This window comes from Streptomyces saintjeani, assembly GCF_055409605.1.
On the sequence record NZ_CP189624.1, the window covers coordinates 8598144 to 8623982 of the forward strand.

Here is a 25839-nt window from a genome sequence, read left to right on the forward strand (position 1 = left end):
GCTCAGCCGATCCACGTGTCGTGGAGCTGGATACGGCTGGAGGCGTCGAAGGCGAGGCCGTGCACCTTCTTCGCCACGCCGAGCTGTGTCTGGAGTTCGACGACCGGCACGGTGTAGGCGTTGTCGACGATCAACCGCTGTGCCTGGGCGACGAGTTCCTTGCGCTTGGCGGGGTCGGTGGCCGCCGCCTGTCCGGTGAGCACGGTGTCCAGCGGTGTCGCGGGCAGCCGGTAGAGGTTGGCGAGCTTCGTGGAGAACGAGGAGCGCAGGATGTCCGGGTCGGCGCGGGTGATGTTGCCCCACAGGCCGTCGAAGTCGCCGGACTGCTGGACCTGGGCGAGCTGCGAGATCTGGAGCTGCTGGAGGACGATGCCGACACCGGCCTCCTTCAGTTGCTGCTGGATCAGCTCCAGGGCGGGCTGGTTGGCCGCCGAGTTCGCGAACCACTTCACCGTCAGGTTGAGCCTCGCGCCGTCCTTCGTACGGATGCCGTCGCCGCCCGGCTTCCAACCGGCCGCGTCCAGCAGGGACTTGGCCTTCGCCGCGTCGAACGCCAGATCCGTGCCGAGGTCGGTGTAGTCGGGGGTCGTGTGGGCGAGGACACTCGTCGCCGGCCGGGTGCCGGTCGGGAAGACGGTCGTCGCGACCTGCTGCCGGTCGATCGCGGTCCGGATCGCCTGCCGGACGCGGACGTCCTTCAGGACCGGCCGCGCGTTGTTCAGCGACAGGCCGAACACGATCCCCGGGTTGGCCCGCCGCTGGAGGTTCACCGAACCCCCTTGCAGCGCAGCCTCGTTGGCCTTGCCGACGCTGCTGATCGCGTCGACCTGACCGGACTGGAGGCTCCCCGCGCGCACCCCCGCCTCGGGCACCACCTTGAACACCAGCTTGTCGAGATACGCCTCGCCCTGCTTGGTCCACAGCGACGAACCCCACGCGTACGCCGCGCGTCTGGCCAGCGTGACCGACTGGTTCTGCACGTACCGCGTCAGCGTGAACGGACCCGACCCGACGACGCCCTTGGCGCACTTCTCCTGCGGGGTGAGTTTCACGCTCGCCGAGGACTCGATGCCCAGCGAGTGCGTCGAAGTCGCTTGCAGGAACTGGGCGTTGGGGCTCTTGAATGTCACCCGTACGGTCAGCGGGTCGACGGCCGTCGTGCTCTCGACGCCGCTCAGATAACCCTGTGCGAGAGTGCCGAGGGCGCCGAGCTTCGGGACGGCGTCGAAGTTGTCCTTCACCACCTGCGCGGTCAGCGCCGAGCCGTCGCTGAAGGTCACCCCGGGCCGCAGCCGGAACGTGAACTGCCGGGCGTCCGGGCTGACTTCCCAGCTCTTCGCGAGCCACGGCACGATCTTGCCGGTCTTCGGGTCCTGGTCCGTCAGCGAGTCCACGAGCTGCCGTACCGAGTAGATCGTGTCGTTGCTGCCGACCTGCTGCGGGTCGACGCAGCCGGAGTCCGAGCCGACGGCGAAGGTGAGCGTGCCGCCCGGGCGGGGCGCGGTCGCGCCGGAGGCGGCGCTGTCGGTTCCTGAGGAGCAGGCGGCGAGCAGTAGCGCGGAAGTCACCAGTGCCGCCGATCTCGCGGCACGCAGGGGAAGTTGAGCCGTCACGGGACGGGGTCTCCTGTTCGTGTCACCGCGCGCCGCAGAGCAGGAGGGCGCGCGGAGTGAGCACCTCCGGTGGTGGGGGAACGGAGGCGTGAAGGAAGAAAAAAGGGGGGGAGGGTCAGACGGCGACGCGGAACGCGGTCAGCCGCGACACAGGCAGCTGGTGCAGCGCTGAAGGTCGATGTGCCGACGGCGGGAGAGCCCGGAGAAGAGCGCCAGCTCGGCACGCGGGAACCGGAGTTCACTGCTGCACGTCACGCCGGTCCCTCCCTGTCCAGAAGCCTGCCCCACAGGGTCACACACTGAGGGAGCCTCGCTACCGATCACGAGCGTAAGGAGTGGCCTCCGCGAACGTCAACGGGTGATCCGAGGCGTGAGACATGGGCACGGCGACGCCCCGAGTTTCGGCGGCGGAGGCCGGGGAAGGCGGGACACATCCCTCGTGTCTCATATGGGGAGGAACCCATGACCGACGATCAGAAGCCCGCGGACCCGGGCGACGTGATCCGCACCGGGAGCCCCGAGTCCACCGTCGACCGGGTGGCCGACTTCTACGGCGCCTACATCGACGCCGTGTACGACGGGACCGACAACCTCGGCCGGGAACTGCGCGCGCACTACCTCACGGAGGAACTGCGCCGGCGCCTCGCGGACTGGGAGAAGACCAACCACGCCGACGGGGTCCTGCGCGCCCAGAACGTCCCCCTCCAGTGGGAGGTCCGCTACAACGACTCCGGCGCGGGGCACGCGTTCACGGTCGTCACCCTCACCTGGGGCGGCAGCACCGACCCCGAGCGGACGCGGCTGGCGATCCAGAGCGACCTCGCTACCCGGCTCATCTCGGACATCAAGGAGTCGACGGACGGGTGAGCAGGGCCGACCCCGCCGCGCCGGCCCTGAACACCCCCCTCACCTGCGGAAACTGAGCCGGAACAGCAGGGAGTGCGCGTCGTCCTCCGTCAGGCCGAGGGCCTTCGCGACGGTTTCCCAGGAGAGTTCGTCGGCCCGGACGTTGTAGGCGGCCTCGCGGCCCGCGTCGGAGGTGATGCGCTCCAGGGCCGTCACCGCGCGCAGCGCCGCCAAGGGGGCCTGGTCCGCCAAGTTTCCCAGTCTGCGGTCGAGTTCGTCGATCATCGCCTCGACGTCCGTGGGCAGCGGGACCGAGCGGGACTCCACCTCGCGGATGTGCCGGTCCCACTCCTCCTCCAGCGCCGAGGTGTCGTAGTCGTACGGGTGGTGGCGCGGGACCCGGGACCAGTCCAGGGGGTGGCGGGTCTCGCCGCGCCAGCCGCAGGAGCAGGCGGCGCGCAGATGGCTCGCCTCGGGGGCGCGCAGCGTGCCGTCGTACACCCACCACTCGGTCGACTTGGGCATGTCGGCGCCGCTGCCGACGTCGAAGTACACCGGTCCCGGCTCGGTGCCGTCCGGGAGCACGGCACGCGGCCTGCCCTCGTGCGACGTACCGAAGTTCTCCGTCCGCCACTCCACGACCCCTCCAAAGTCCGCGCCGTCACTGGCACCTACCCCAGGCCGGAGCGGTCATGACTGTCAAGGGCGGCGCGGTGCCCGGCGGACGGTGAGGACGGCGACGTCGTCGTGCCGGCCGCCGTGCCCGGCGTACGCGCGGGCGTCGTCGTACAGCGCCTGCGGCAGGGCCGTGGGGGAGAGGTCCGAGAGGGCGGTGAGGCGTTCGTCGGCCGGGTAGAACGTGCCGTCCGCCGCGCGGGTCTCGGTGAGGCCGTCCGTGCTGAGGACGAGCGTCGCGTGCGCCGGGAAGTCGAACCAGCCGACGGTCGTCGGCTCGGCCGCGAGCGCGGACAGGCCGAGGGGGACGCCGGAGTCCAGGTGCGGGGTGGTGACCTTGCCGTCGAGCACGACGTACGGCAGGACGTGGCCGCAGTTGACCGCCTGCGCCTCGTCGTCCAGGTCGATGCCGAGGATCAGCGCGGTGACGAAGCGCTCGTCCTCGCCGGTGTCGGTGGCGTAGGAGTTGTGGCGGACGACGGCCGCGTCCAGCGCGTCGACCAGGGCCGTCAGGGTCGGCTCGCGGTGGGCCGCCTCGCGGAACGCCCCTATCACCGCGAACGCCGCGCCCACCGCCGTGAGGCCCTTGCCCTGGACGTCGCCGATGAGGACGCGGGTTCCCCACGGGGTCGCGACGACGTCGTAGATGTCGCCGCCGACGAGGCGGTCCTCGTGGAGGGGCTCGTACACGCCGTTGACCAGGACGTCGTCCGTGACCAGGGGGAGGGGGTGCAGGATGTGGCGCTGCATCGCGGCGGCCGTCGAGCGCAGGCGGAACATCTCGTGCTCACGCCGGATGCGGTAGCCGCAGGCGTACGTCGACGCGATGCCCAGCGCGATCGTGATCGCCACCAGCAGGATCCGGTCGAGCCAGTGCCCGCCCGGCCCCCGGGTCACCACCGTCGTCGACACGACGACCGCCGTCCACGAGGCGACGAACGCGGTCTGCCGTACGGTGCACAGCGCGGCGGCGGCCCCCGGCAGGAACACCAGCAGCCCCAGCAGCAGCACCGCCGACCCGGACAGCTCCCCCAACGCCTCCACCGACACCGTCACCCCGACAACGGCCAGCGCGAGCTGGACGTTCCCGGGCGGCTCGATGGCCTCGATGGCCTCAACAGGTCTCGTACGACGGCTACCGGACATCGGGACTCCCGGGCAGGTGATGATCTGGTCATACCGTATGCAGTCACACTGCCCTACGAAGAATCGCCCCGCCGCTCTGAAGTGTCCGCGGCGAAGCCGATCGCCGCCGCACCCGACAGGGATCGGGTGCGGCGGCGATCGGAGGCCGGCCCCGGGACCGTACCGGGGCCGACGGATCAGGGGCGGGTGGTGAGGTAGCCGCCCATGGAGGTGAAGTAGTCGGTGGCCGCGAGTTCCCGGCCGTCCGCCGTGCGGACCCGGGTGATCGCGAGGCCGTGGTTGCGGCCCGTGCGGGCGTCGGCGCCGGCGACGATGACCACGCCCTCGCCCTCGCGGTAGAAGATCCGGCCCGGCGTGCCGCCGTAGCGCGCCTGCGAGACGAAGGACGCCAGGATCTCCAGGCGCTCGCCCTTGTGGTACGTGAACGCGCTGGGGTACGGGGCCGACTGGGCGCGGACCAGGCGCTCCAGGACCTCGGCCGGCCAGTCCCAGTCGATGCGGATGTCGTCCTCGGCGCGCTTGTGGAAGAACGTCGCCTGCGAGCGGTCCTGCTTCGTGAACTCCGTTGTCCCGGAGGCGATGTCGGCGAGCGCGGCGACCGTGACGGGGGCGATGAGGTCGACCGTCTTGTGGAAGAGGTCGGTGGTCGTGTCGGTGGGCCCGACGGCCACGGACTCCTGGCGGACGATGTCACCGGCGTCCAGCTCGTCGTTCATCATGTGCGCGGTGACGCCGACTTCGGGCTCCCCGTTGATGAGCGCCCAGATCAGCGGCGAGAACCCGGCGTACTTCGGCAGCAGCGAGTCGTGGATGTTGAGCGTGCCGTACCGGGGCAGTCCGAAGATGCGCGGCGGGATCCACGTACGCCAGTTGTTGGCGACGATGATGTCCGGGTCGGCGTCCTTGAGGCGCTGGAAGAGTTCCTCGTCGTCGGGCCGGTTGCGGATGACGACCGGTACGCCGTGCTCCTCGGCGAGGTCGGCGACCGAGTCGCTCCAGATCTTCTCGTAGGCGTGCTCGCTCCTGGGGTGCGTGACGACCAGCACCACGTCGTGCTCGGAGTCCAGAAGGGCTTGGAGGGTGCGGTGCCCCCAGGTCTGGTAACCGAACATGACGACCCGCATGGGGTTCCTCCTCGAAGCAGGGCTGACCGGATCAAGCGACGTGCGGATCAAGTAAAGCAAGGCTTACCTTAGCTTTCAACGGGCGGTCCCGGATCGCCCGTTGATGCCGGGTGGTTCGCGGCACCCCTATCGACACCGTCACCGGATTAGCTTAGGCTCACCTAAGTTGCCGGTGTGCCGCCGTTCGGCATGCCCGTCATCCCGCACTTTCCCCCACGCCGACACATGGCGACTGCCCCGCACGATGGGAGAGACATGTCACAGGTGCTTCCTGCTGGCTCACCACTGGTCCACGACCTCATTGGGATCGGCTTCGGCCCGTCCAATGTGGCCATGGCGATAGCACTGGAGGAGCACAACGCCCGTGTCGGCGACGGGAAGGCGGTGACCGCCCACTTCTTCGAGCAGCAGCCCCGCTTCGGCTGGCACCGGGGCATGCTCATCGACGACGCGACGATGCAGGTGTCCTTCCTGAAGGACCTGGTGACGCTCCGGAACCCGGCCAGCGAGTACAGCTTCCTGTGCTACCTCCAGAGCAAGGGCCGGATGATCGACTTCATCAACCACAAGAGCCTGTTCCCGCTGCGCGTCGAGTTCCACGACTACTTCGAGTGGGCCGCCGCGAAGGTCGGCGGCATGGTCTCGTACGGTCATGAAGTCGTCGGCGTGGAACCGGTGCTGCGCGACGGCGAGATCGACTACCTCGACGTCACCGTCCGTTCCCCCGAGGGCCTCGCCGTCCACCGCGCCCGCAACCTCGTCATCGGCACCGGCCTGCGCCCCCTCATGCCCGAGGGCGTCGAGCGCGGCGAGCGCCTCTGGCACAACTCCGAACTCCTCGCGAAGGTCGAGGGGCTGGAGGGCACCGACCCGACCCGGTTCGTCGTCGTCGGCGCCGGCCAGTCCGCCGCCGAGAACGTCGCCTACCTGCACCGCAGATTCCCGAACGCCGAGGTCTGCGCGGTGTTCTCGCGCTACGGCTACAGCCCCGCCGACGACAGCGCGTTCGCCAACCGCATCTTCGACCCGCAGGCCGTCGACGAGTACTTCGAGGCGCCCGAGGCCGTCAAGAAACGCCTGATGGACTACCACGGCAACACCAACTACTCCGTGGTGGACATCGACCTGATCGACGACCTGTACCGCCAGTCGTACCAGGAGAAGGTCCTCGGCACCGAGCGCCTGAAGTTCATCAACGTCTCCCGCCTCACCGGCGTCACCGAGACCGAGGAGAAGGCCACGGCCACCGTGACCTCCCTGGTCACCGGCGAGGAGACGGACCTCGACGCGGACGTCGTCGTGTTCGCCACCGGCTACAGCCCCGCCGACCCCCTCGGCCTCCTCGGCGAGGTCGGCAGCCACTGCCTGCGCGACGACGAGGGCCGCGTCCGCGTCGAGCGCGACTACCGCATCGCCACCGCGCCCGGCGTCCACGCCGGCATCTACCTCCAGGGCGGCACCGAGCACACCCACGGCATCACCTCCTCCCTGCTCTCCAACACGGCGATCAGAGTCGGCGAGATCCTCGACTCGCTCCTCGACCGGGGCCTCAAGTCCGCCTCGGACGCGGTCCGTTCGGGCACCACCCGCTGAGCCTTCCGGCCCCGCGCTCCCCGGCGCGGGGCCCGACCGGCCACGATCACCCACAGACCGAAGAGATAACGTACGACGACATGGGCACGACTACTGCTGCGCGCCCCGTGACCGGGGGGGCGGGGCACACCCGCCGACGCCGGGTCGCGGGTCTGGGCACCCTCCTGGCGGTCCTGGTGATCGCCTCGGCGCTCTCCCTGGCCGTCGGGGCGCGGGCGCTGAGCCTGAGCGAGGTGTGGCACGGCCTCCTCGACGCGCCGACCGACGACCAGCGGCTCACCGAGATCCGCCTCATCGTCCGGACGGTACGGGTGCCGCGCACGGTCCTCGCGGTCGTCGCCGGTGTCGCGCTCGGCGTCGGCGGCTCCCTCATCCAGGGCTACACCCGCAACCCCATAGCCGACACAGGGCTGTTGGGCGTCAACGCGGGCGCGTCCTTCGCGGTCGTCACCGCGATCGCCGTGTTCGGGTTCACCAGCCCTTTCGCGTACGTGTGGTTCACGTTCCTCGGCGCCGGGCTCGCCGGAGTCGTCGTGTTCGGACTCGCCAGCATCGGCCGGGGCGCCGGGAACCCGCTCACCCTCGCCCTCGCCGGGCAGGGCATCACCGTCTTCCTCGCCGCCATGACCACCGCGATCTCGCTGGGCAACCAGACCGCGCTCAACGCCCTGCGGTTCTGGAACGCCGGATCGGTCGCCGGGGTCGGCTTCGACGTCATCTGGCCCATCACCGCCTTCGTCGCCGTCGGCCTCCTGCTGGCCGTCGCGACCCTCCCCGCGATGAACCTCCTCAACCTCGGCGACGACGTGGCGCGCGGACTCGGCGTCGACGTCACCCGCAGCCGGATCATCGGCATCACGGCCATCACGCTCCTCGCGGGCGCCGCCACCGCCGCCTGCGGGCCCATCGCGTTCCTCGGCCTGATGGTCGCCCACATCGCCCGCTCCCTCACCGGCCCCGACTACCGCTGGCTCGTCCCGTACGCCGGACTGCTCGGCGCGGTCGTCCTGCTGGTCTGCGACATCGCGGGCCGACTCGTCGTCAGGCCGGGCGAGTTGGACGCCGGAGTCGTCGTATCGCTGCTGGGGGCGCCGTTCTTCGCCGTCCTCGTCTACCGAGGAAAGTTCAAGAGCGCATGAACGGCACGGAGTTGAAGCCCCCGAAGCCCCCGATGGCGCCCGGCATCCGGCTGGGCGGGCTCTCGTTCGTGTGGCGGCCGTGGGTCGCCCTGGTCACCCTCGTCCTCGCGGCGGCGGCCTTCCTGCTGTTCTGCCTCTCCATCGGCACCGGCGACTTCCCGATCGGCCTCTCCCGGGTGATCGCCACGATCTTCGGCGGCGGCGAACAGGTCGACAGGTTCGTCATCATGGACCTGCGGATGCCGCGCGCACTGGCCGGACTCGTCGTCGGCATCGCGCTCGGCGTCTCCGGCGCGATCACCCAGTCCATCGCCCGCAACCCGCTGGCCAGCCCCGACATCCTCGGCATCACCAGCGGCGCCAGCGCGGTCGCCGTGTTCCTCGTCACGGTGTCGGGCGGGGCCGCGACGGCGATCTCCGACACCCTCGGCCTGTCGGCGGCGGCGCTGCTCGGCGGACTCGGCACCGGGCTCCTCGTCTACTTCCTCGCCTGGCGGCGCGGCATCGACGGCTTCCGGCTCATCCTGATCGGCATCTCCGTCAGCGCCGTCATGCAGGCCATCACGACCTGGCTGCTCGTCGGGGCCGACATCAGGGACGTCGCCCGCGCGCAGGCGTGGCTGGTCGGCTCGCTGGACAACCGGTCCTGGAACGAGGTGTGGATCGCCCTGTGGAGCACGCTCGCGCTGGTGGCCGTCGTGACCTGCGTGGCCTTCCAGTTCAAACCCCTCCACTTCGGCGACGACGTGGCAGCGGGACTCGGCGTCCGCTACTCGGCCGTACGGTCCGTGCTGCTGCTGTGCGCGGTCCTGCTGGCCGGGGTCGCGGTGAGCGCGGCGGGCCCCGTGCCGTTCGTCGCGCTGGTCGCGCCGCAGGTGGCGATGCGGCTGGCGCGCTCGGCCACACCCCCGATGGCCGCGTCCGGGCTCTTCGGGGCCGTCCTGCTGCTCGGCTCCGATCTCATCGCGCGGGCCGTGCTGCCGGCCACGCTGCCGGTCGGCGTGATCACCGCCGCGATCGGCGGGCCGTTCCTCGTCTACCTGTTGGTGCGGGCGAACCTGAAGCGGTGACCGGCCCCCGGGACAACAGGCCCCGCAGCGGCCGGGTTTCGCGAAGCACCTGGTACAAAGGTTAGGCACACCTAAATAGGCAAGGGGGCCCTGTGGTCGCTCAGCACATCACCGAGATCGAGTCCCCGGCCGTCGCGGCGACGCGGCTGGCCGCGCGAGGCGTCACGGTCGGGTACGGCAGCCGGACCGTCATCGACGACCTCGACGTGGCCGTACCGCCGGGTGTCATCACCACGATCATCGGGCCCAACGGCTGTGGGAAATCAACCCTGTTGAGGACGCTGTCGCGGCTGCTGAAACCCACCAAGGGCTCGGTCGTGCTGGACGGCGACGACATCGCGCGCCTCAGGACCCGGGACGTCGCCAAGAAGTTGGGGCTGCTCCCGCAGGCGCCGGTCGCACCCGAGGGGCTGACCGTGTCCGACCTGGTCGCACGCGGCAGGCACCCGCATCAGAGCTGGCTGCGGCAATGGTCCTCGGACGACGCCGAGGTCGTCGAGAAAGCCCTCGCGATGACCGGCGTACTCGACCTCGCGGACCGGCCGGTGGACTCGCTGTCGGGCGGTCAGCGGCAGCGCGTATGGATCTCCATGACGCTGGCCCAGGGCACCGACCTGCTGCTTCTCGACGAGCCGACCACCTATCTCGACCTCGCGCACGCCGTCGACGTACTCGATCTCGTGGACGATCTGCACGAGTCGGGGCGGACCGTCGTCATGGTGCTGCACGATCTCAACCTCGCGATCCGCTACAGCGACAACCTCGTGGTGATGCGGGACGGCGCGATCCTCGCGCAGGGGCATCCCCGGGACGTCGTCACCGCCGAACTCCTCGACGACGCCTTCGGGTTGAAGGCGCTGGTCATCGACGACCCGGTGGGGGACCGGCCGATGATCGTGCCGATCGGGCGTACGCATGCCCAACTCGCCGAATGATCCGGATCATTGTGCTGGTTAGGCTAGGCTAACCTCAGTTTTCTGGGTAGGGTTTGCCTGCCCTGTGAACGAGGCGCGCGCTTTCTTCATCGGGCGCCGGACCAGCTGGACAACGCGAAGGCAAGGGATTGCGGGATGCTCCTCCACAGAACGACGCTCATGAAGCCCTGGCGCCGGCTGGCGGCCACGCTGGCCGCCGCGACGCTCGGCGTCGGCCTTCTCGCGGGGTGCGGATCCAGTGACTCCGACAACGCAGACAACTCCGGTGACAGCGTGGGTGCTTCCACGACGCCCAGCGCTTCCGGCGCCTTCCCCGTCACCGTCGACCACTTCTTCGGCTTGACGACCGTCAAGAAGGCCCCCGAGCGCGTCGTCACCGTCGGCTACACCGACGACCAGACCGTCCTCGCGCTCGGCACCAAGCCCGTCGGCATGGTCGACCAGTACCCCAACCCGGCCGGCACGTCCCCCGACATCAACACGCAGTGGCCGTGGGTCAAGGACAAGTGGGGGTCCGCCAAGCCCGAGGTCATCATGAACAACGGTGACTCCGGACCCAACTTCGAGAAGATCGCCGCCCTGCGGCCGGACCTGATCATCGCGGTGTACTCCGAGATCGACAAGGCCGCCTACGACAAGCTCTCGCAGATAGCGCCCACCGTCGGCCGCACGAAGGCGGAGAAGGAGCCCTTCAGCGCCCCCTGGCAGGACAACGCGCTCCAGATCTCCAAGGCCCTCGGCAAGGAGAAGGAGGGCGAGCAGCTCATCCAGGGCGTCCAGGGGCAGCTCGACGCAGCGAAGAAGGCGCACCCCGAGTTCGCGAACCAGACCGCCGTCGCGTTCTCCTGGTACAAGGACTCCATCGCCGCCTTCACCTCCACCGACGTACGCGGCCAGCTCCTGACCGGCATGGGCTTCAAGTACCAGACCGGGATCGACAAGGTCGCCGGCGGCAGCTTCTCCACGCAGCTCTCGCCCGAGCGCGTCGACCTCGTCGACGTCGACCGCGTCGTCGTCATCAACGACAAGGCCGACACCGAGGCGCTGAAGAAGTTCAAGCTCTACACCAACCTCGGCGCCGTCAAGAACGACAAGGTCACCTACCTCCTCGACAGCGAGGGCCCGGCCATCGGCGCCGCCATGTCCCAGGCCACGCTCGCCTCGATGCCGTACGCGATCGACGAACTCGTCAAGGCGGTCAGCCAGTAATGCCCGACGCCGGTGTGAGCACCGCCCCGCGCCCCGCCCCGGCGGCGCTGCGCACGGCGACCGGCCGCGAGGCCGCGCGATGGGTCGCGGACCACTGCCGCGAGGTGCCCGGACTGACCGCGGCCACCGTGCTCACCACGGTGGCCGGGGCCGCGCTCCAGGTCCTGCCCGTCCTGCTCCTCGGCCGCGTGGTCGACGGGGTCGTGGGCGGCGGCGACCGGTCGGTCCTGTTCACCATCGGCGTCACGATGGTGGCCGCCGCGCTGCTCGGCGCGGTGGCCACGGCCGCCTCCACGTATCTCATCGGGCGGCTCGGCGCGGATCTGCTCGCGCGGCTGCGCGAAGGCGCCGTCCGCGCCGTGCTCGGCATGCCGAGTTCCCGTGTCGAGCAGGTCGGGCGCGGGGACGTGCTCTCCCGGGTCGGTGACGACGTCGCCGTGATCTCCCGGGGGATCCGGACCGCCATCCCAACTGTCTTCTCCGCCGGGGCACTTGTCGTCATCGCCACCACCGGGATGTTCGGGCTCGACTGGCGGCTCGGGCTCGCCGGGGCGGCGGCGCTGCCCGCGTACGCGTTCGCGCTGCGGTGGTATCTGCCGCGGTCCGCTCCGCTCTACCGCAAGCAACGAGCCGCGCAGGCCGACCGGGCCCAGGCCCTCATCAGCGGGCTGGACGGGATCGACACCGTCCGCGCCTACCGGCTTGAGGACACCTTCCGCGAGAAGGTCGACACCGAGTCGTGGCGGGTACGGAACTACGGCATCGAGGTGTTCCGGTTCTTCGGGCGGTTCGTCGGGCGGGAGAACCGGGCCGAGTTCATCGGGCTGACCCTCATTCTCCTTGTGGGGTATGCCCTGTTGGAGAACGATGCCGCGACGCTCGGTGATGTCTCCGCCGCTCCGCTGCTTTTCCACCGGCTGTTCACGCCGCTTGGGGCGATCATGTTCACGTTCGACGAGGCTCAGAAGTCCGGGGCCAGTCTTACGCGGCTCGTGGGTGTGTTGGGGGAGGGGACTTCGGGGCGGCTTGTGGGGGATGCGGATGTGGCTGACTCCGGGGCGTACGGGGTGGTTGTGCGGGGAGTTACCTTCAGCTATCCCGATACCGGGCAACCTGTGCTGCGGGACGTCGACTTGACCATTCCTGCTGGGGGTTCGCTCGCGCTCGTGGGTGCCACCGGGGCCGGGAAGACCACCCTTGCCGCGCTCATCGCCGGGATCGGGACGCCGGATTCGGGGTCCGTACGGGTCGGCGGTACCGACCTCGCCTCCGTCGACGAGGCCGGCGCCCGTGCTCTGGTGAGCATCCTCACCCAGGAGAGCCACGTGTTCTCCGGTCCCCTCGCGGAGGACCTGCGGCTCGCCTCCCCCGCCGCCACCGACGAGGAACTCGCCGACGCGCTGCGGACGGTGGGTGCCTGGGAGTGGGCTTCCGCGCTTCCCGAGGGGCTTGATACACCGGTCGGCGAAGGCGGCGAGCGGCTCGATGTGACCAAGGTCGCGCAACTGGCTCTGGCGCGGCTCGTGTTGGCTCGTACGCCGGTCGTCGTACTGGATGAGTCCACCGCCGAGGCCGGTAGCGAAGGGGCTGCCGAGCTGGAGCGGGCCGTGGTGGCGGCCTGTGCGGGGCGGACGACGTTGTTCGTCGCTCACCGGCTGACGCAGGCGATGTCGGCGGACCGGATCGCTGTGCTCGACGCCGGTCGGGTCGTCGAGCAGGGGACGCACGACGAACTCGTAGCCCTGGGCGGACGGTACGCCCGCCTGTGGCGAGCTTGGCGCGAAGGAAGTTAGCCCGTTCAAGGCGAACTGGCCTCGGGGTGAACATCCCTCGGGGCGAACATCCTCGGGGTGAGAAGCCTCAACCCCCACCCTGAAGCCGACGTTCATAACGTGAAAGGGACGCGGAGTCTTCGATGCTGGAATCTGGTACTCGATTTGTACGGCTTTCTTCCGAGCGCCTCGCCGGTGTACGGCGGCGTACCGGGGGCGATCACTCCGACCGGGCCATCAGTGAAGCGTGTGCCATCGGGCTGGAGTTCTGGGCGACCGGGGCCGACCCCGAGGGCATCGAGCTGACTTCGGCGACCCTCTTCACCGACGTACTCGCCTGGGTCGGGAACCGCGACGGGGAGGCGTACGACATTCCCGTCCCCGACGGCGTCGACCCCGGCGATGCTCAACTCGCCCTCGATGACCTCGCCGACTTCCCCGACCGCCCGCTCGGCACGATCACGCCCTCCAGCGTGGCCGCGCGGCTCGCGGCCCTCGCGGAGTGGAACGACAACCGGGCCGACCGGGACCGTCCGACGATCGTCGAGATGTTCCGGGAGCAGGCGCGGACGAGGCCGGACGAGACAGCGATCGTCGACGAGCACCGATCTCTGACGTATCGTCAAGCGGCCGAGCTGTCCAGTCAGTTGGCGCATCACCTCATCGAGCGAGGGCTCACCGAGGAACAGGTCGTCGGTATCTCCCTCGGCCGCTCCGCCGAGATGGTCGTCGGCCTGCTCGCGGTCCTCCAGGCGGGCGGCGCCTTCGTCCCGTTGGACCCGCAGTGGCCGGCCGCACGCCGGGCCGTGGTCATCGAGGACGCGCGGGCCGTCCTCCAGCTCAACCCGACGGGGGAGTACGACGAGGCCGAACCCCCCGCCGTAGCAGTAGATTTGGGGGAGTGGGCGTACGACGCGTACCCCACCGGCGGCACAGGGATCACCGCGCCCGGCAACGGACTCGCGTACGTCATCTTCACCTCCGGCTCCACCGGCCGTCCCAAGGGCGCGATGATCCGGCACGAGGCGATCAGTGAGCGCCTGCTGTGGCAGGTGAACGAGATCCTGCGCTTCGGGCACGACGACGCGTCCCTGTTCAAGGCGCCGCTGTCGTTCGACATCTCCATCAACGAGATCTTTCTCCCCCTGGTGAGCGGCGGACGCCTGGTCGTCCTGCGCCCCGGCGGCGAACGCGACCCCCACCACCTGCTGAGCGTCATCGCCGAACAGCGCGTCACCTTCACCTACTTGGTGTCGTCGATGCTGGACGTCCTCCTGGAGATGGCCGGCGACTCGGGGAAGTTGGACAGCCTGCGGCACGTGTGGTGCGGCGGCGAGGTCCTCACGCCGGAGCTGTACGAACGGTTCCGCACGAAGCTCGACATCCCGATGTACCACGGCTACGGCCCCGCCGAGACGACCATCGGCGTCTCCCACGTCATCTACCGGGGCCGGGCCGGACGCCTCACCACGTCCATCGGCAAGGCCAACCCGAACACGCAACTCTACGTCCTGGACAACGAGTTGCGGCCGGTCCCGGTCGGCGTCGGCGGCGAACTCTACGTCGGCGGCTTCCTGTTGGGACGCGGCTACGTCAACGCGCCCGGCCTGACCGCGTCCCGCTTCGTCGCCAACCCCTTCGCCTCGGACGGCTCCCGCCTCTACCGCACCGGGGACCTGGCGCGCTTCGCCCCCGACGGCTCCCTCGACTTTCTCGGCCGCGTCGACAACCAGATCAAGATCCGGGGCATGCGCCTGGAGATCGAGGACGTCGAGGTCGGCCTCGCCGAACACCCCGGCGTCCGCTACACGTGCGTCGTCGCGAAGAAGAACTCGGCGGGCGGCACCTACCTCGTCGGGTACGTCATCCCCTCGGCCGGACACGAGGAGTTGAGCGCCGACGAGGTCAAGGCGTGGGCGGCCGAGCACATGGTCGAGTACATGGTCCCGACGCACGTCGTCGTGATGACCGAGTTCCCGCTCACCGCGAACGGCAAGCTGGACCGGGGAGCCCTGCCCGAACCCGGGGCCCGCACCGGCACGATCGTGCCGCCCGCCACCGAGAACGAGCGGATCGTCTGCGCCGCCGTCGCGAAGGTGCTGCGCCTCGACGAGGTCGGCGTCAACCAGGACATCTTCCAGCTCGGCGGCGACAGCATCCTCGCCATCTCCCTGCTCGGCGCGCTGCGCGAACAGGGGCTGCACGTCACCGCCCGCCAGATCTTCACGCACAGCGTCGTCGGCGCGCTCGCCGCCGTCGCGAGCCGCGAGGACGTCTCCACGACCGATCACGCGGACGTCCCGACGGGCACCGTCACCGGCTCGCCCATCGTGCGCTGGCTCGGCGAGACGACGGACGCCGTCGACGGGTTCGTGCAGTCCGTCGTTCTCAACACCCCGGCCGAACTCACCGAGGACGCCCTCGACTCGGCGCTCACCGCACTCGCCGAACGCCACGACATGCTGCGCGCGCGGCTGGTGCGCGCGGAGCGGTGGGGCTTCGACGTCCCGCCCGCCCGCAGGGCCGCTGTGGACTGGCAGGAGAGCGACCTGTCGCTTGAGGAGTGCGTCGCCCTCGCCACCGCCGGACTCGACCCCGACGACGGCGTGATGCTGCGCGCGGTCTGGCGCCGCGCGGCACGCCAACTCGTCCTCGTCGCCCACCACGTGATCGTCGACGGCGTCTCCTGGCGCGTCCTGCGCGAGGACCTCGCGACCGCGTGGAGCCAGTACAGCTCCGGGGCGAACATCGAACTCCCGCCGGTGGGTACGTCGTTCAGGCGCTGGACGCAGCTTCTGGAACGCGCCGCCTTCGACGCCGATCGCGCCTACTACGAGCGGGAGTTGCCGGGTCCGGACCAACTCCTCGGCAGGCGCGCCCTGGTGGACACCGACACCGTGGCGGGCGAACGTGTCCGGGTCCTCACCACCGACCCGAAGACCACCGCCGCGCTCCTGGGCGAGATCCCCGCGAAGTTCCACGCGGGCGTCAACGACGTCCTGCTCACCGCCCTCGCCGTCGCGCTGTCCCGGTTCCGTCGGGAGCGCGGCCAGGAGCAGACGTTCGCGCACATCGAGCTGGAGGGACACGGCCGCGAGGCACGCTTCGTCGCGGACTCTGCCGGGTTCGAGCCCGAACTGTCGCGTACGGTCGGGTGGTTCACGACCCTGTTCCCGGTGACCGTCGACCCCGGTACGACCGAGGATCTCGCCGCCGCCCTCAAGGCCGTCAAGGAAGACCTCGCCCGGGTCCCCGGCAACGGCCTCTCCTACGGCGTCCTGCGCCACCTCCACGGCGCCGGCTTCACCGCCCCCGCGCCCCAGGTCCTCTTCAACTACCTGGGCCGCTTCGACGCGGGCGCCGACGGAGACTGGGAACTCGCGGGCACCACCGACCAGTTGGGCGAGAAGCGCGACCCCGCGATGCGGCTGCCGCGCGCCCTGGAGTTCAACGCGATCGCCGAACCCGACGCGGACACCGGCGAGTTCCAGCTCGTGACGACCGTGTCGTGGCCCTCGGAAGTCTTCACCGACGACGACATCACGGCCCTCGGCGACCACTTCCACGCCGCCCTCGCCGGACTCGCCGCGCTGGAGACCGGCGGCCACACGCCCAGCGACTTCGACCTCGTCCCGCTCACGCAGGCCGACGTGGACACGTACGACGGGCCGCAGTTGAGGGACATCCTGCCGCTCACGCCGTTGCAGGAAGGGCTCTACTTCCACTCGGTCTTCGACGATGATTCGTCCGGCGCGTACGTGGAACAGCAACTCCTCACGCTGGAGGGGGAGATCGACCCTTTGAGGCTGGCGGCGGCGGCCACTCGTCTGCTCGACCTCTACCCCAACCTCGCCGCCCGCTTCGCGGCTCTCGCCGACGGTCGCGTGGTCTCCGTCCTGGAGGGCGGCGTGCAGGCGCCGTTCACTGTCCTGGACCGACCCGGCATCACCGACGTCGAACTCCGCGACCTCGCCGAGCGCGACCGGCGAGCCGGATTCGACCTGGCCGCAGGGCCGTTGATGCGGTTCACCCTGGTCCGCGCCACGGACCGCACGGTGCTCGTCCAGACCGTCCACCACATCATCGCCGACGGCTGGTCCGTCCCGCCGATGCTGCGCGCCCTCCTCGCCGAGTACCACGCGCCCGGCAGCGTCTACCCGATCGGCGGCTTCGCCGACTACGTCCGCGCCCTCGCCGGACGCGACGCCGCCGAGACCGACCGGGTCTGGCGCGCGGAGCTGGACGGCTTCACCGGCGCCTCGCTGGTCGCCCAAGGCCACACGCCCTCCGACACGTTCGCCGAGGTCTCCGCACCGGCGGAGGTCGAGACGCCTGGCGTGCCCCTGAGCGTCGCCGTGCACAGCGCCTGGGCCGTGACCCTCGGCACCGTCCTGCACAGCACGGACGTCGTCTTCGGCTCCACGGTCTCCGGCCGCGACGCCGACGTGCCCGGCATCGCGGACATGGTCGGCCTGTTCATCAACACCATTCCGGTGAGGGCGAGTTGGACGCCTTCCACGACTCATGGGGACCTGCTCGCGGCCGTCCGTGAACACCAGAGCGCGGTCCTCGCCCACCAGCACGTCTCCCTGTCCCGGATCGGCGCGGGCGCCCTCTTCGACACGCTCGTCGTGTTCGACATAGCGACCGACGTCACCGCCCTGCGCCGCCCCGGCGACACCCTCGCCGTCACGGAGATCGTCAACGAGGGTGCCCCGCACTACCCGTTGACCCTGGTCGTGGAACGCGACCGCTTCAACCTCATCTACGACGCGGAGGTGCTGGGGGAGCGTGATGCCCGTACCGTCCTGGACACCTTCACCTCGACGCTCACGGCGCTGCTCGCCGATCCGGACGCCCTGGTCGCCGGGCCGCGCTCCACGATGCCTCCGGTCGAACGGACTCCCCTCGGCGTCCGGTTCGACACCGCCGTATGGGGCAACCCGCACGCCACCGCCGTCACCCAGATCGCCCTGGACGGCACGACCCGCTCGCTGTCGTACGGTGAACTCGCCGACGCGAAGATCGAGTTGGCCAGTGCGCTGCGCGCCGCCGGGGTCGGTGCGGGCCGGCGGGTCGCCGTGGCCGTGCCCCGCTCGGTGGAACAGGTTGTCGCGCTGGTCGCGGTCGTCAGTGCGGGCGGCGCGTATGTTCCGCTCGATCTCGCGTATCCGGACGAGCGGTTGGAGCACATCCTTACGGACTCCGCGCCGCAGGTCGTCCTGGTGGACTCCGAACACCGGGAGCGGTTCACGGAGTTGCTGGCTCGGACCGGGGTCGACGCGCGGGTGATCGTGCAGGGTGACGAACTCTCCGGCGAACTCCTCGACGAACTTCCTCTGGACGCCGAGCCGTTCGAGGTCGGCTGGCACGACCCGGCCTACGTCATCTACACGTCCGGCTCGACCGGGCGGCCCAAGGGCGTCGTCGTCCCGCACTCCAGCGTCGTGACGCTGCTCGCCAACACGCGGCCCGCGATGGGGTTCGGGGCCGATGACGTGTGGGTGCAGTTCCACTCGTACTCCTTCGACTTCGCGGTCTGGGAGCTGTGGGGGGCGTTGCTGCACGGGGGTGAACTGCTGGTCCCCGACTACGGGTTGACGAGGTCGCCGGTCGACTTCCATCGGATGGTGCGGGAGCGGGGGGTGACGGTGTTGAACCAGACGCCGTCCGCCTTCTATCAGTTCGTCGAGGCCGACCGGCAGAGCGGGGAGGCGTTGCCCGCTCTGCGCCGGGTCGTCTTCGGGGGCGAGGCGCTCGACCTCGGGCGGCTGCGGGGGTGGGTCCAGCGGCACGGCGTTCAGGCGCCCGAGCTGGTGAACATGTACGGGATCACCGAGACGACCGTGCACGTCACCCATCGGGTGCTGACCGACGAGGACTTCGCGGCCGACGTCAGTCCGATCGGGGGGCCGATCCCGGGGCTGGTGACCTATCTCCTCGACGACCGGTTGAGGCCGGTTCCGCCGGGCAAGGTGGGGGCGATCTATGTCGCCGGGGACCAGGTGGCCCTGGGGTATCTGGGGCGGGCCGGGCTCACGGCGGGGCGGTTCGTCGCCGATCCGTTCGCCGGGGACGGGTCGCGGATGTACCACACCGGGGACCTGGCGCGCCGGACGCTCGGCGGGGAGCTGGAGTTCGCCGGGCGAGCGGACGATCAGGTTCAGCTGAAGGGGTTCAGGATCGAGTTGGGGGAGGTGGAAGCCGCCGTACGCGAGGTCGACGGGGTGACGGATGTCGCCGTGACCGTCGCGGACAGCGGGGATCACCTCGTCGCGCATGTCGTCGGGCGGGTGCCTGGCGATCTGTCCGAGCGGCTTGCCGCGAAGCTGCCGGTGCACATGGTGCCGGGGCGGGTGCTGGCCGTGGACGCGCTGCCGTTGACGGTGAACGGGAAGCTGGACCGGAAGGCGTTGGTGGCGCGGGCGGCCGAGGAATCTGCCGGTGCTTTCGAGGGCTCCGGTGCCGCTGTCGGCCTCGCGGCCTTCGGTGGCACTGTCGGCCTCGCGGCCTCCGGTGGCGCTGTTGGTATCGCTGCCTCCGGGGGGTCCGCCGACGCCCCCGCCCTCCAGGCTCTCGACGCCCTGATCGGCATCTTCGCCGACACGCTCCCCGGCACCGACATCGACGCCGACACCGACTTCTTCCGCGCCGGCGGTGACAGCATCGTCGCCATCACCGTCATCAACCGGGCCAGGGCGCTGGGCCTGGCCATCGCCCCCCGGGACGTCTTCCTCCTGCGGACCCCGCGTGCTCTGGCCGGACGAGTGAGCGTCCCTGTGGCCCCCGCACGCAAGGCCGAGGCCGCGGTGGACGGCCCCCTCACCCCCACCCCGATCATCCTCCGCCAACGCCAACTCGGCGGCTCCCTCACCCGGTTCGCCCAGGCAAGGACCCTCACCACCCCCGAAGGCACCGGCTTCACGGACGTCGAGCGTGCCGTCAAGGCCGTCGTCGCCGCACACCCCACCCTCCGCCTCCGACTGGCGACCGACCACGGCGTCTGGTCGCTCAGCACCGAACCCGACGCCGAACTCACCGTCGTACGCAGCACGTTGACCCCGACGGCCGCAGCCGACGACCTCGCCGACCGCCTCGACCCCGAGGCCGGACGCGTCGCCGGGTTCGCCTGGCTGGAGGAGACCCGGACCCTGGTCGCGGTCGTGCACCACCTCGCCGTGGACGCGGTGTCCTGGCTGGTCCTCCTGGAGGACCTGGCAACGGCCCTGACCGGCAAGGAACTCGCGCCACCGACGACGTCGTACGCGCAGTACGCCGAAGCGCTGGCGGAAAAGGCGCAGCAGGACACCGCCACCCTCGGCGACTGGATCAACACCCTCGAAGCACCCCAACTGATGGACGGAACAGGCGAGTTGCGCGAGAGGACGGCTGTCCTGGACGCGGACACCACCGACCGCCTCACCCGAACCGCCCCCGCCGCGCTCGGAGTCGACCTCACCGAACTCCTCGTCGGCGCCCTGCGCGTCGCGCTGACGGAGATCCAGCCCGAACCGACCGACCTGGCCGTGGAGTTGGAGCGGCACGGCAGGGTCCCCGTCCGTGAGGACCACGACTACACGCGCACCGTCGGCTGGTTCACCTCGATCGCCCCCGTCCGCCTCACCGCCCACACCGACCCCGTCGAAGCCGCCCGCGAGGTCGCCGACCGGCAGCCGGACGAGGAAGGGCACGTCGCGTACGGCCGCCTCAGGTACCTGAACCCTCAGACGGCCCCCCTGCTCACCGCCCGCCCCCAGGTGCTGTTCAACTACCTGGGCCGGGGCAGCGAGTCACAGGCACTCCACATCGCGGGGGCCGACCAGGGCAGCCCGTACGCGGTCGAGGTGAACGCCTGGGTCCAACAGGACGGCCTGCACGCGGAGTTCATCCTCACCGAAGGCATCCCGGACACGATCACCGACGCGTGGACGACGGCACTCACCCGCATCGCCGACACCGCGACGACCGCCGAGCGCACCGCACCCGTCACCCCCCTCCAGCGCGGCCTGTTCTTCCAGGCCCAGTTGGCGGGTCAGGCCGGGCACTACGTCGCGCAGAGCTGGTTCACCTTCGAACGACGGCTCGACGCCGACAAGTTGGCGGACGCGATGGCCCAGGTCATCGACCGGCACCCGGTGGTGGGCGCCGGGTTCACCACCGACGACGACGGCAACCCCGTCCAAGTCCTCAAGGCAGGCAGGCGAGTCGACGTCCGTACCGTCCAACTGGCCTCCGAGGCCGAGGTGGACGCCTTCCGTGCGGCGGACCGCGACGCCGGATTCGACCCCGGGGAACCGCCGCTGATCCGGCTCACGATCGCCCGACTCCCCGACGGCCGGGACGGGTTGCTGCTCAGCTACCACCTCCTGCTGTGGGACGGCTGGTCGCGCGAGATCGTGCTGAGGGACCTGTTCGACGCGTACGCCGGTGAGCTGACCCAGGCGCCCGCGCCCAGCTTCGAGGAGTACGCGCGGACACTGGCGGCTCGCGATACCGCCGTCTCCGAGCGGTTCTGGTCGGATCAGCTGGCCGAGCTGTCCGGACCGACCCTCCTGGCCGGCCCGGCGCCCGAGCTGTCGACGGAGCTGCCGCCAACCCTCCTCCGCACCCTGTCCGTCGAGGACTCCGACCTTCTCCGCGAGGCCGCCAAGGCGCACGGCGTCACCCTCAACTCCGTGCTCACCGGCGCCTTCGGGCTGCTGCTCGGCGCGCACACCGGCCGCAGCGACGCCGTGTTCGGTGTGACCGTGTCCGGACGCGAGGGGGAGGGGCTCGACGAGATCGTGGGCGTCCTCCTCAACACCGTGCCGATGTGGACCCGGGCCCGCCCTCAGGACTCCGTGCGCGCGTACCTGGAGAGCGTGCAGTCCGCGCGGGTCGCCGCGATGGAGCACGAGCACCTCGGACTCGGCGAGATCCAGCGCGCGAGCGGCCACGACACCCTGTTCGACAACCTGTTCGTGCTCCAGAACTTCCTCGACCTGGACGCCTTCGCGGAGATGAACGCGCGGCACGGCATCGTCGAGGTGAAGGCCGACGACTCGACGCACTACCCCTACACGTGGGTCGTGACGCCGGGCGACCGGCTGACGGTCAAGGTCGAGCACCGGTACGGGAGTTCGGACGATGCCCGGCGCCTGCTGGACGACTACCTCCGCGTCCTGCGCGACCTGGCCCGCGCGAGCGGACCCGTCGGCGCGCTGCCGGGGCTCGGCGCTACTCCCGTACCCGGCGAGAAGACCGACATCACCACGGACACGGTCGTCGACCGCTTCGACCAGGCCGCCGGGCGCAATCCGGAGCGGCTCGCGCTCGTCGCCGACGGCAACACGCTGACCTTCGCGCAACTGAGGGACCGCAGCCGCGAGTTGGCGGGCGTGCTCGCCGGGCGCGCGATCGGTCCGGAGACCAACGTCGGACTCGCGATCCCGCGTTCGCTGGACTCGATCGTCGCCCTGTTCGCCGTCCTGCGGGTCGGCGCGGCCTATGTGCCGCTGGAGCTGGACCACCCGGATGAACGGATCGCGGCGATCGTGGCGGACGCGCGGCCGGACGTCATCCTGACCGTGTCCTCGGTGTCACCCCGCCTCAGAGGTGAACTGATCGAGCTGGACCGGCCGTTGCCGCCTGCCGAACCGTTCGTGACGTTCACGCCGGACGACCCCGACCGGCTGCGGCACCCGGCGTACACGATCTACACCTCCGGTTCGACCGGCAGGCCCAAGGGTGTGGTCACCGAGTACGCCGGTCTCACCAACATGCTGATCAACCACCAACGCCGTATCTTCGAGCCGGTGTTGGCGCGGCACGGGCACCGGGTGTTCCGGATCGCGCACACCGTGTCGTTCGCGTTCGACATGTCGTGGGAGGAGCTGCTGTGGCTCGCGGACGGGCATGAGGTCCACATCTGCGACGAGGAGTTGCGCCGGGACGCGCCCCGACTCGTCGAGTACTGCCTGGAGTTCGGGATCGACGTCATCAACGTCACCCCGACCTACGCGCAACAGCTCGTCGCCGAGGGCCTGTTGGACGACCCGGACCGGCGGCCCCCGCTCGTCCTGCTCGGCGGGGAGGCGGTGACGCCGACGCTGTGGCAGCGGCTAGCCGAGACCGAGGGGACCGTCGGCTACAACCTGTACGGGCCGACCGAGTACACCATCAACACCCTCGGCGTCGGCACGTTCGAGTGCGCCGACCCGGTCGTGGGCGTCGCCATCGACAACACCGACGTCTACGTCCTCGACCCCTGGCTGAGGCCCCTGCCCGACGGCGTCCCCGGCGAGCTGTACGTCTCCGGTGTCGGCATCGCGCGCGGCTACCTCGGCCGGCAGGGCGAGACCGCGCACCGGTTCGTGGCCTGCCCGTTCGGGGAACCCGGTGAACGCATGTACCGCACCGGTGACTTGGTGCTGCGGCGGCCCGACGGCAACCTCATGTACCTCGGCCGCACCGACCAGCAGGTCAAGATCCGGGGCCACCGCGTCGAACTCGGCGAGGTGGAGGCCGTGTTCGCAGCGCACCCGGCCGTACGGTTCGTGGCCGCCGTCGCGCAGCGCGATCCGCAGGTCGACGGGGCGTACCGGCTCGCCGCGTATCTCGTCCTGGACGGCGCCGAGTTGGCGGACGTCGCGGCCGAAGTCGGCGCCGGGCTCCCGGACTTCCTGCGGCCCACGCACTACGCGCAGGTCGACGGCATCCCGCTGACCGTCAACGGGAAGGCTGACACGAAGGCGTTGCCCGAGGCCCGGCCGCTCGGCGCGCTGACGACGGCGGGGGAGCGCGGGCCCGAGACCGAGACCGAGACGCTGGTCTGCGAGTTCTTCGCCGAGGCACTGGATCTGGACGACGACGAGGTGAGCGCGGTGAGCGACTTCGTGTCCCTCGGGGGACACTCGATGCTGGCGGTACGCCTGATCGGCCTGCTCCGCCGCGAGTTCGGCCCCGTCGTGACCATCCGAGACCTGTTCACCCTGCGCACCCCCGAAGCGATTGCCCACCACCTCGATGACAACTCCTGACCTCCAGCAGCCCCGCACCGGGGCCGACATCCTGCGCACCGCGCTGCGCCGCAACGTCGGCGCGATGGCCGGCGGCACCCTCCTCATGGGCCTCTACCAGGCCGGGGAGACCGCCTTCCCCATCGCGCTCGGCCTCATCGTCGAACACACGATGCAGGGCCGCAGCCTCGACAAGCTCGGCATCTCCATCGCCGCGCTCGCCGTGATCATCACGACCGTCTCGCTGTCGTGGCGGTTCGGTATGCGCGTCCTCCAGAAGGCCAACACCACCGAGGCGCACCGCTGGCGCGTGGAGGTCGCCGCCTGCGGCCTCCAACCCGTCGCCCGCGACGTCGACCTGAAGTCCGGCGAAGTCCTCACCGTCGCCACCGAGGACGCCGACCAGACCGCCGACATCATCGAGGTCGTCCCCCTCCTCATCAGCTCCGTCGTCTCCCTCCTCATCGCCGCCGTCGCGCTCGGACTCGCCGACCTGCGGCTCGGGTTGCTCGTCATCGCCGGGTCCGCCGCGATCCTGACCGTCCTGTCGGTCATGTCGAAACGGATCGGGTCGAGTACGCAGGAGCAGCAGGCCCGGGTCGCCCGCGCGGGCGCGAAGGTCGCCGACCTCATCACCGGCCTGCGCCCGCTGCACGGCTTCGGCGGCAACCACGCCGCGTTCCGCTCCTACCGGGCGGTCAGCAGCGAGGCCAAGCAGCAGGCGGTCACCGTCGCCCGCGTCAACGGCGTCTACGCGGGCACGGCCCTCGCCCTCAACGCGGTCCTCGCCGCCGCCGTCACCCTCACCGCCGGGTGGCTCGCCTTCGAAGGCCGCATCAACATCGGTGAGTTGGTGATGGCCGTCGGCCTCGCGCAGTTCATCATGGAGCCGCTCAAACTCTTCTCCGAGATGCCGAAGTACGTGATGATCGCGCGCGCCTCGGCGGCCCGCATGTCCCTCGTCCTCTCGGCCCCGCCGACGATGACACCGGGCACCGAAACGCCTTCCGCAGGCGGGGACTTGGAGATCGACTGCGTCCACTACGGCACGCTGCGCGACCTCACGTTCCAGGTGAAGGCGGGCGAGTTCGTCGCCATCGCCGCGTACCAGCCGCGCGCGGCAGCCGACTTGGTGTCCCTGCTCGCGGTGAACGTCCCACCGGACGGCTACGAGGGGGAGGTTCGCGTCGACGGGTCCGCGCTGGAGGAGCTGTCGGTGGAGGGGGTGCGCGAACATCTGCTGGTGAACCCCTACGACGGGGAGATCTTCGCCGGGACCCTGCGCACGAACATCGACCCCTCGGGGACGAGCCGTACGGTCGACGAGGCGGTCGAGGCGTCGCTACTTACGGACGTGGTCGCCCTGCACAAGGAGGGCCTCGACTATCCCGTCCGCGACCGGGGCGCCAACCTGTCCGGCGGCCAGCGTCAACGGCTGTCGCTGGCACGGGCGTTGGCCGCCGACACGGACGTACTCGTCCTGCACAACCCGACGACGGCGGTCGACGCGGTGACCGAACAGCTCATCGCCCGGCGGGTCGCGGATCTACGGAGGGGGCGTACGACGCTGGTGATCACGAGCAGCCCGGCGCTGCTGGACGCCGCCGACCGGGTACTGGTCCTGAACGAGGGCGCGGTCACGGCGGAGGACACACACCGGAATCTGCTGGCGACGGACGAGGAGTACTGCGCGGCCGTGGCGCGGTGAGGAAAGGGCGTT

Annotated in this window: 14 protein-coding genes; 9 read left to right on the top strand and 5 right to left on the bottom strand. The window is 70.4% G+C overall.

Annotated elements, in window-relative coordinates; translation table 11 throughout:
* Positions 1-2: 2 nt before the first annotated feature.
* Both ACQCO7_RS38440 and ACQCO7_RS38445 read right to left on the bottom strand, forming a co-directional pair.
* Entirely contained in the window at positions 3-1613 is a 1611-nt protein-coding gene (locus ACQCO7_RS38440) for an ABC transporter substrate-binding protein (protein WP_464076148.1), read from the bottom strand.
* Between the two features lie 138 nt (positions 1614-1751).
* Positions 1752-1868 carry a putative leader peptide gene (locus ACQCO7_RS38445; protein WP_464076149.1) on the bottom strand — a complete coding sequence of 39 codons (117 nt, stop codon included), beginning with the start codon at positions 1866-1868 and terminating at the stop codon, positions 1752-1754.
* Positions 1869-2075: 207 nt separating this feature from the next.
* Here ACQCO7_RS38445 and ACQCO7_RS38450 point away from each other — a divergent pair, with 207 nt between their 5' ends.
* A complete protein-coding gene (locus ACQCO7_RS38450; protein ID WP_464076150.1) occupies positions 2076-2480 on the top strand; it encodes a hypothetical protein in 405 nt (134 codons plus the stop codon).
* A 39-nt stretch (positions 2481-2519) separates the two neighbouring features.
* Here ACQCO7_RS38450 and ACQCO7_RS38455 read toward each other — a convergent pair whose 3' ends face one another.
* From ACQCO7_RS38455 to ACQCO7_RS38465, 3 genes are all read right to left on the bottom strand, one after another.
* Positions 2520-3098, bottom strand: a complete 579-nt coding sequence (locus ACQCO7_RS38455; protein WP_464076151.1) for a hypothetical protein — start codon at positions 3096-3098, stop codon at positions 2520-2522.
* Between the two features lie 60 nt (positions 3099-3158).
* Complete coding sequence (locus ACQCO7_RS38460; protein WP_464076152.1) at positions 3159-4280, bottom strand: PP2C family protein-serine/threonine phosphatase; 1122 nt, start codon at positions 4278-4280, stop codon at positions 3159-3161.
* Between the two features lie 176 nt (positions 4281-4456).
* The gene (locus ACQCO7_RS38465; RefSeq protein WP_464076153.1) at positions 4457-5404 is read right to left on the bottom strand and encodes a methionyl-tRNA formyltransferase; all 948 of its coding nucleotides are present in this window, start codon (positions 5402-5404) and stop codon (positions 4457-4459) included.
* 255 nt (positions 5405-5659) lie between these two features.
* On the opposite strand from ACQCO7_RS38465, the gene ACQCO7_RS38470 reads away from it, so the two are divergent.
* From ACQCO7_RS38470 to ACQCO7_RS38505, 8 genes are all read left to right on the top strand, one after another.
* Positions 5660-6997 (top strand): lysine N(6)-hydroxylase/L-ornithine N(5)-oxygenase family protein, encoded by a 1338-nt coding sequence (locus tag ACQCO7_RS38470; RefSeq protein ID WP_464076154.1) that lies wholly within the window; start codon positions 5660-5662, stop codon positions 6995-6997.
* 80 nt (positions 6998-7077) lie between these two features.
* Positions 7078-8136 (top strand): FecCD family ABC transporter permease, encoded by a 1059-nt coding sequence (locus ACQCO7_RS38475; RefSeq protein WP_464076155.1) that lies wholly within the window; start codon positions 7078-7080, stop codon positions 8134-8136.
* Complete coding sequence (locus ACQCO7_RS38480) at positions 8133-9206, top strand: FecCD family ABC transporter permease (RefSeq protein ID WP_464076156.1); 1074 nt, start codon at positions 8133-8135, stop codon at positions 9204-9206. The genes ACQCO7_RS38475 and ACQCO7_RS38480 overlap by 4 nt, the downstream gene beginning before the upstream one ends.
* A 92-nt stretch (positions 9207-9298) precedes the next feature.
* Complete coding sequence (locus tag ACQCO7_RS38485) at positions 9299-10141, top strand: ABC transporter ATP-binding protein (protein WP_464076157.1); 843 nt, start codon at positions 9299-9301, stop codon at positions 10139-10141.
* Between the two features lie 135 nt (positions 10142-10276).
* Complete coding sequence (locus tag ACQCO7_RS38490) at positions 10277-11350, top strand: iron-siderophore ABC transporter substrate-binding protein (protein WP_464076158.1); 1074 nt, start codon at positions 10277-10279, stop codon at positions 11348-11350.
* A complete protein-coding gene (locus ACQCO7_RS38495; RefSeq protein WP_464076159.1) occupies positions 11350-13143 on the top strand; it encodes an ABC transporter ATP-binding protein in 1794 nt (597 codons plus the stop codon). Before ACQCO7_RS38490 ends, ACQCO7_RS38495 begins: the two co-directional genes overlap by 1 nt.
* Positions 13144-13265: 122 nt before the next feature.
* Entirely contained in the window at positions 13266-24140 is a 10875-nt protein-coding gene (locus ACQCO7_RS38500; protein ID WP_464076160.1) for an amino acid adenylation domain-containing protein, read from the top strand.
* Positions 24127-25827 carry an ABC transporter ATP-binding protein gene (locus ACQCO7_RS38505; RefSeq protein ID WP_464076161.1) on the top strand — a complete coding sequence of 567 codons (1701 nt, stop codon included), beginning with the start codon at positions 24127-24129 and terminating at the stop codon, positions 25825-25827. The genes ACQCO7_RS38500 and ACQCO7_RS38505 overlap by 14 nt, the downstream gene beginning before the upstream one ends.
* The last annotated feature ends 12 nt before the right edge of the window (positions 25828-25839 follow it).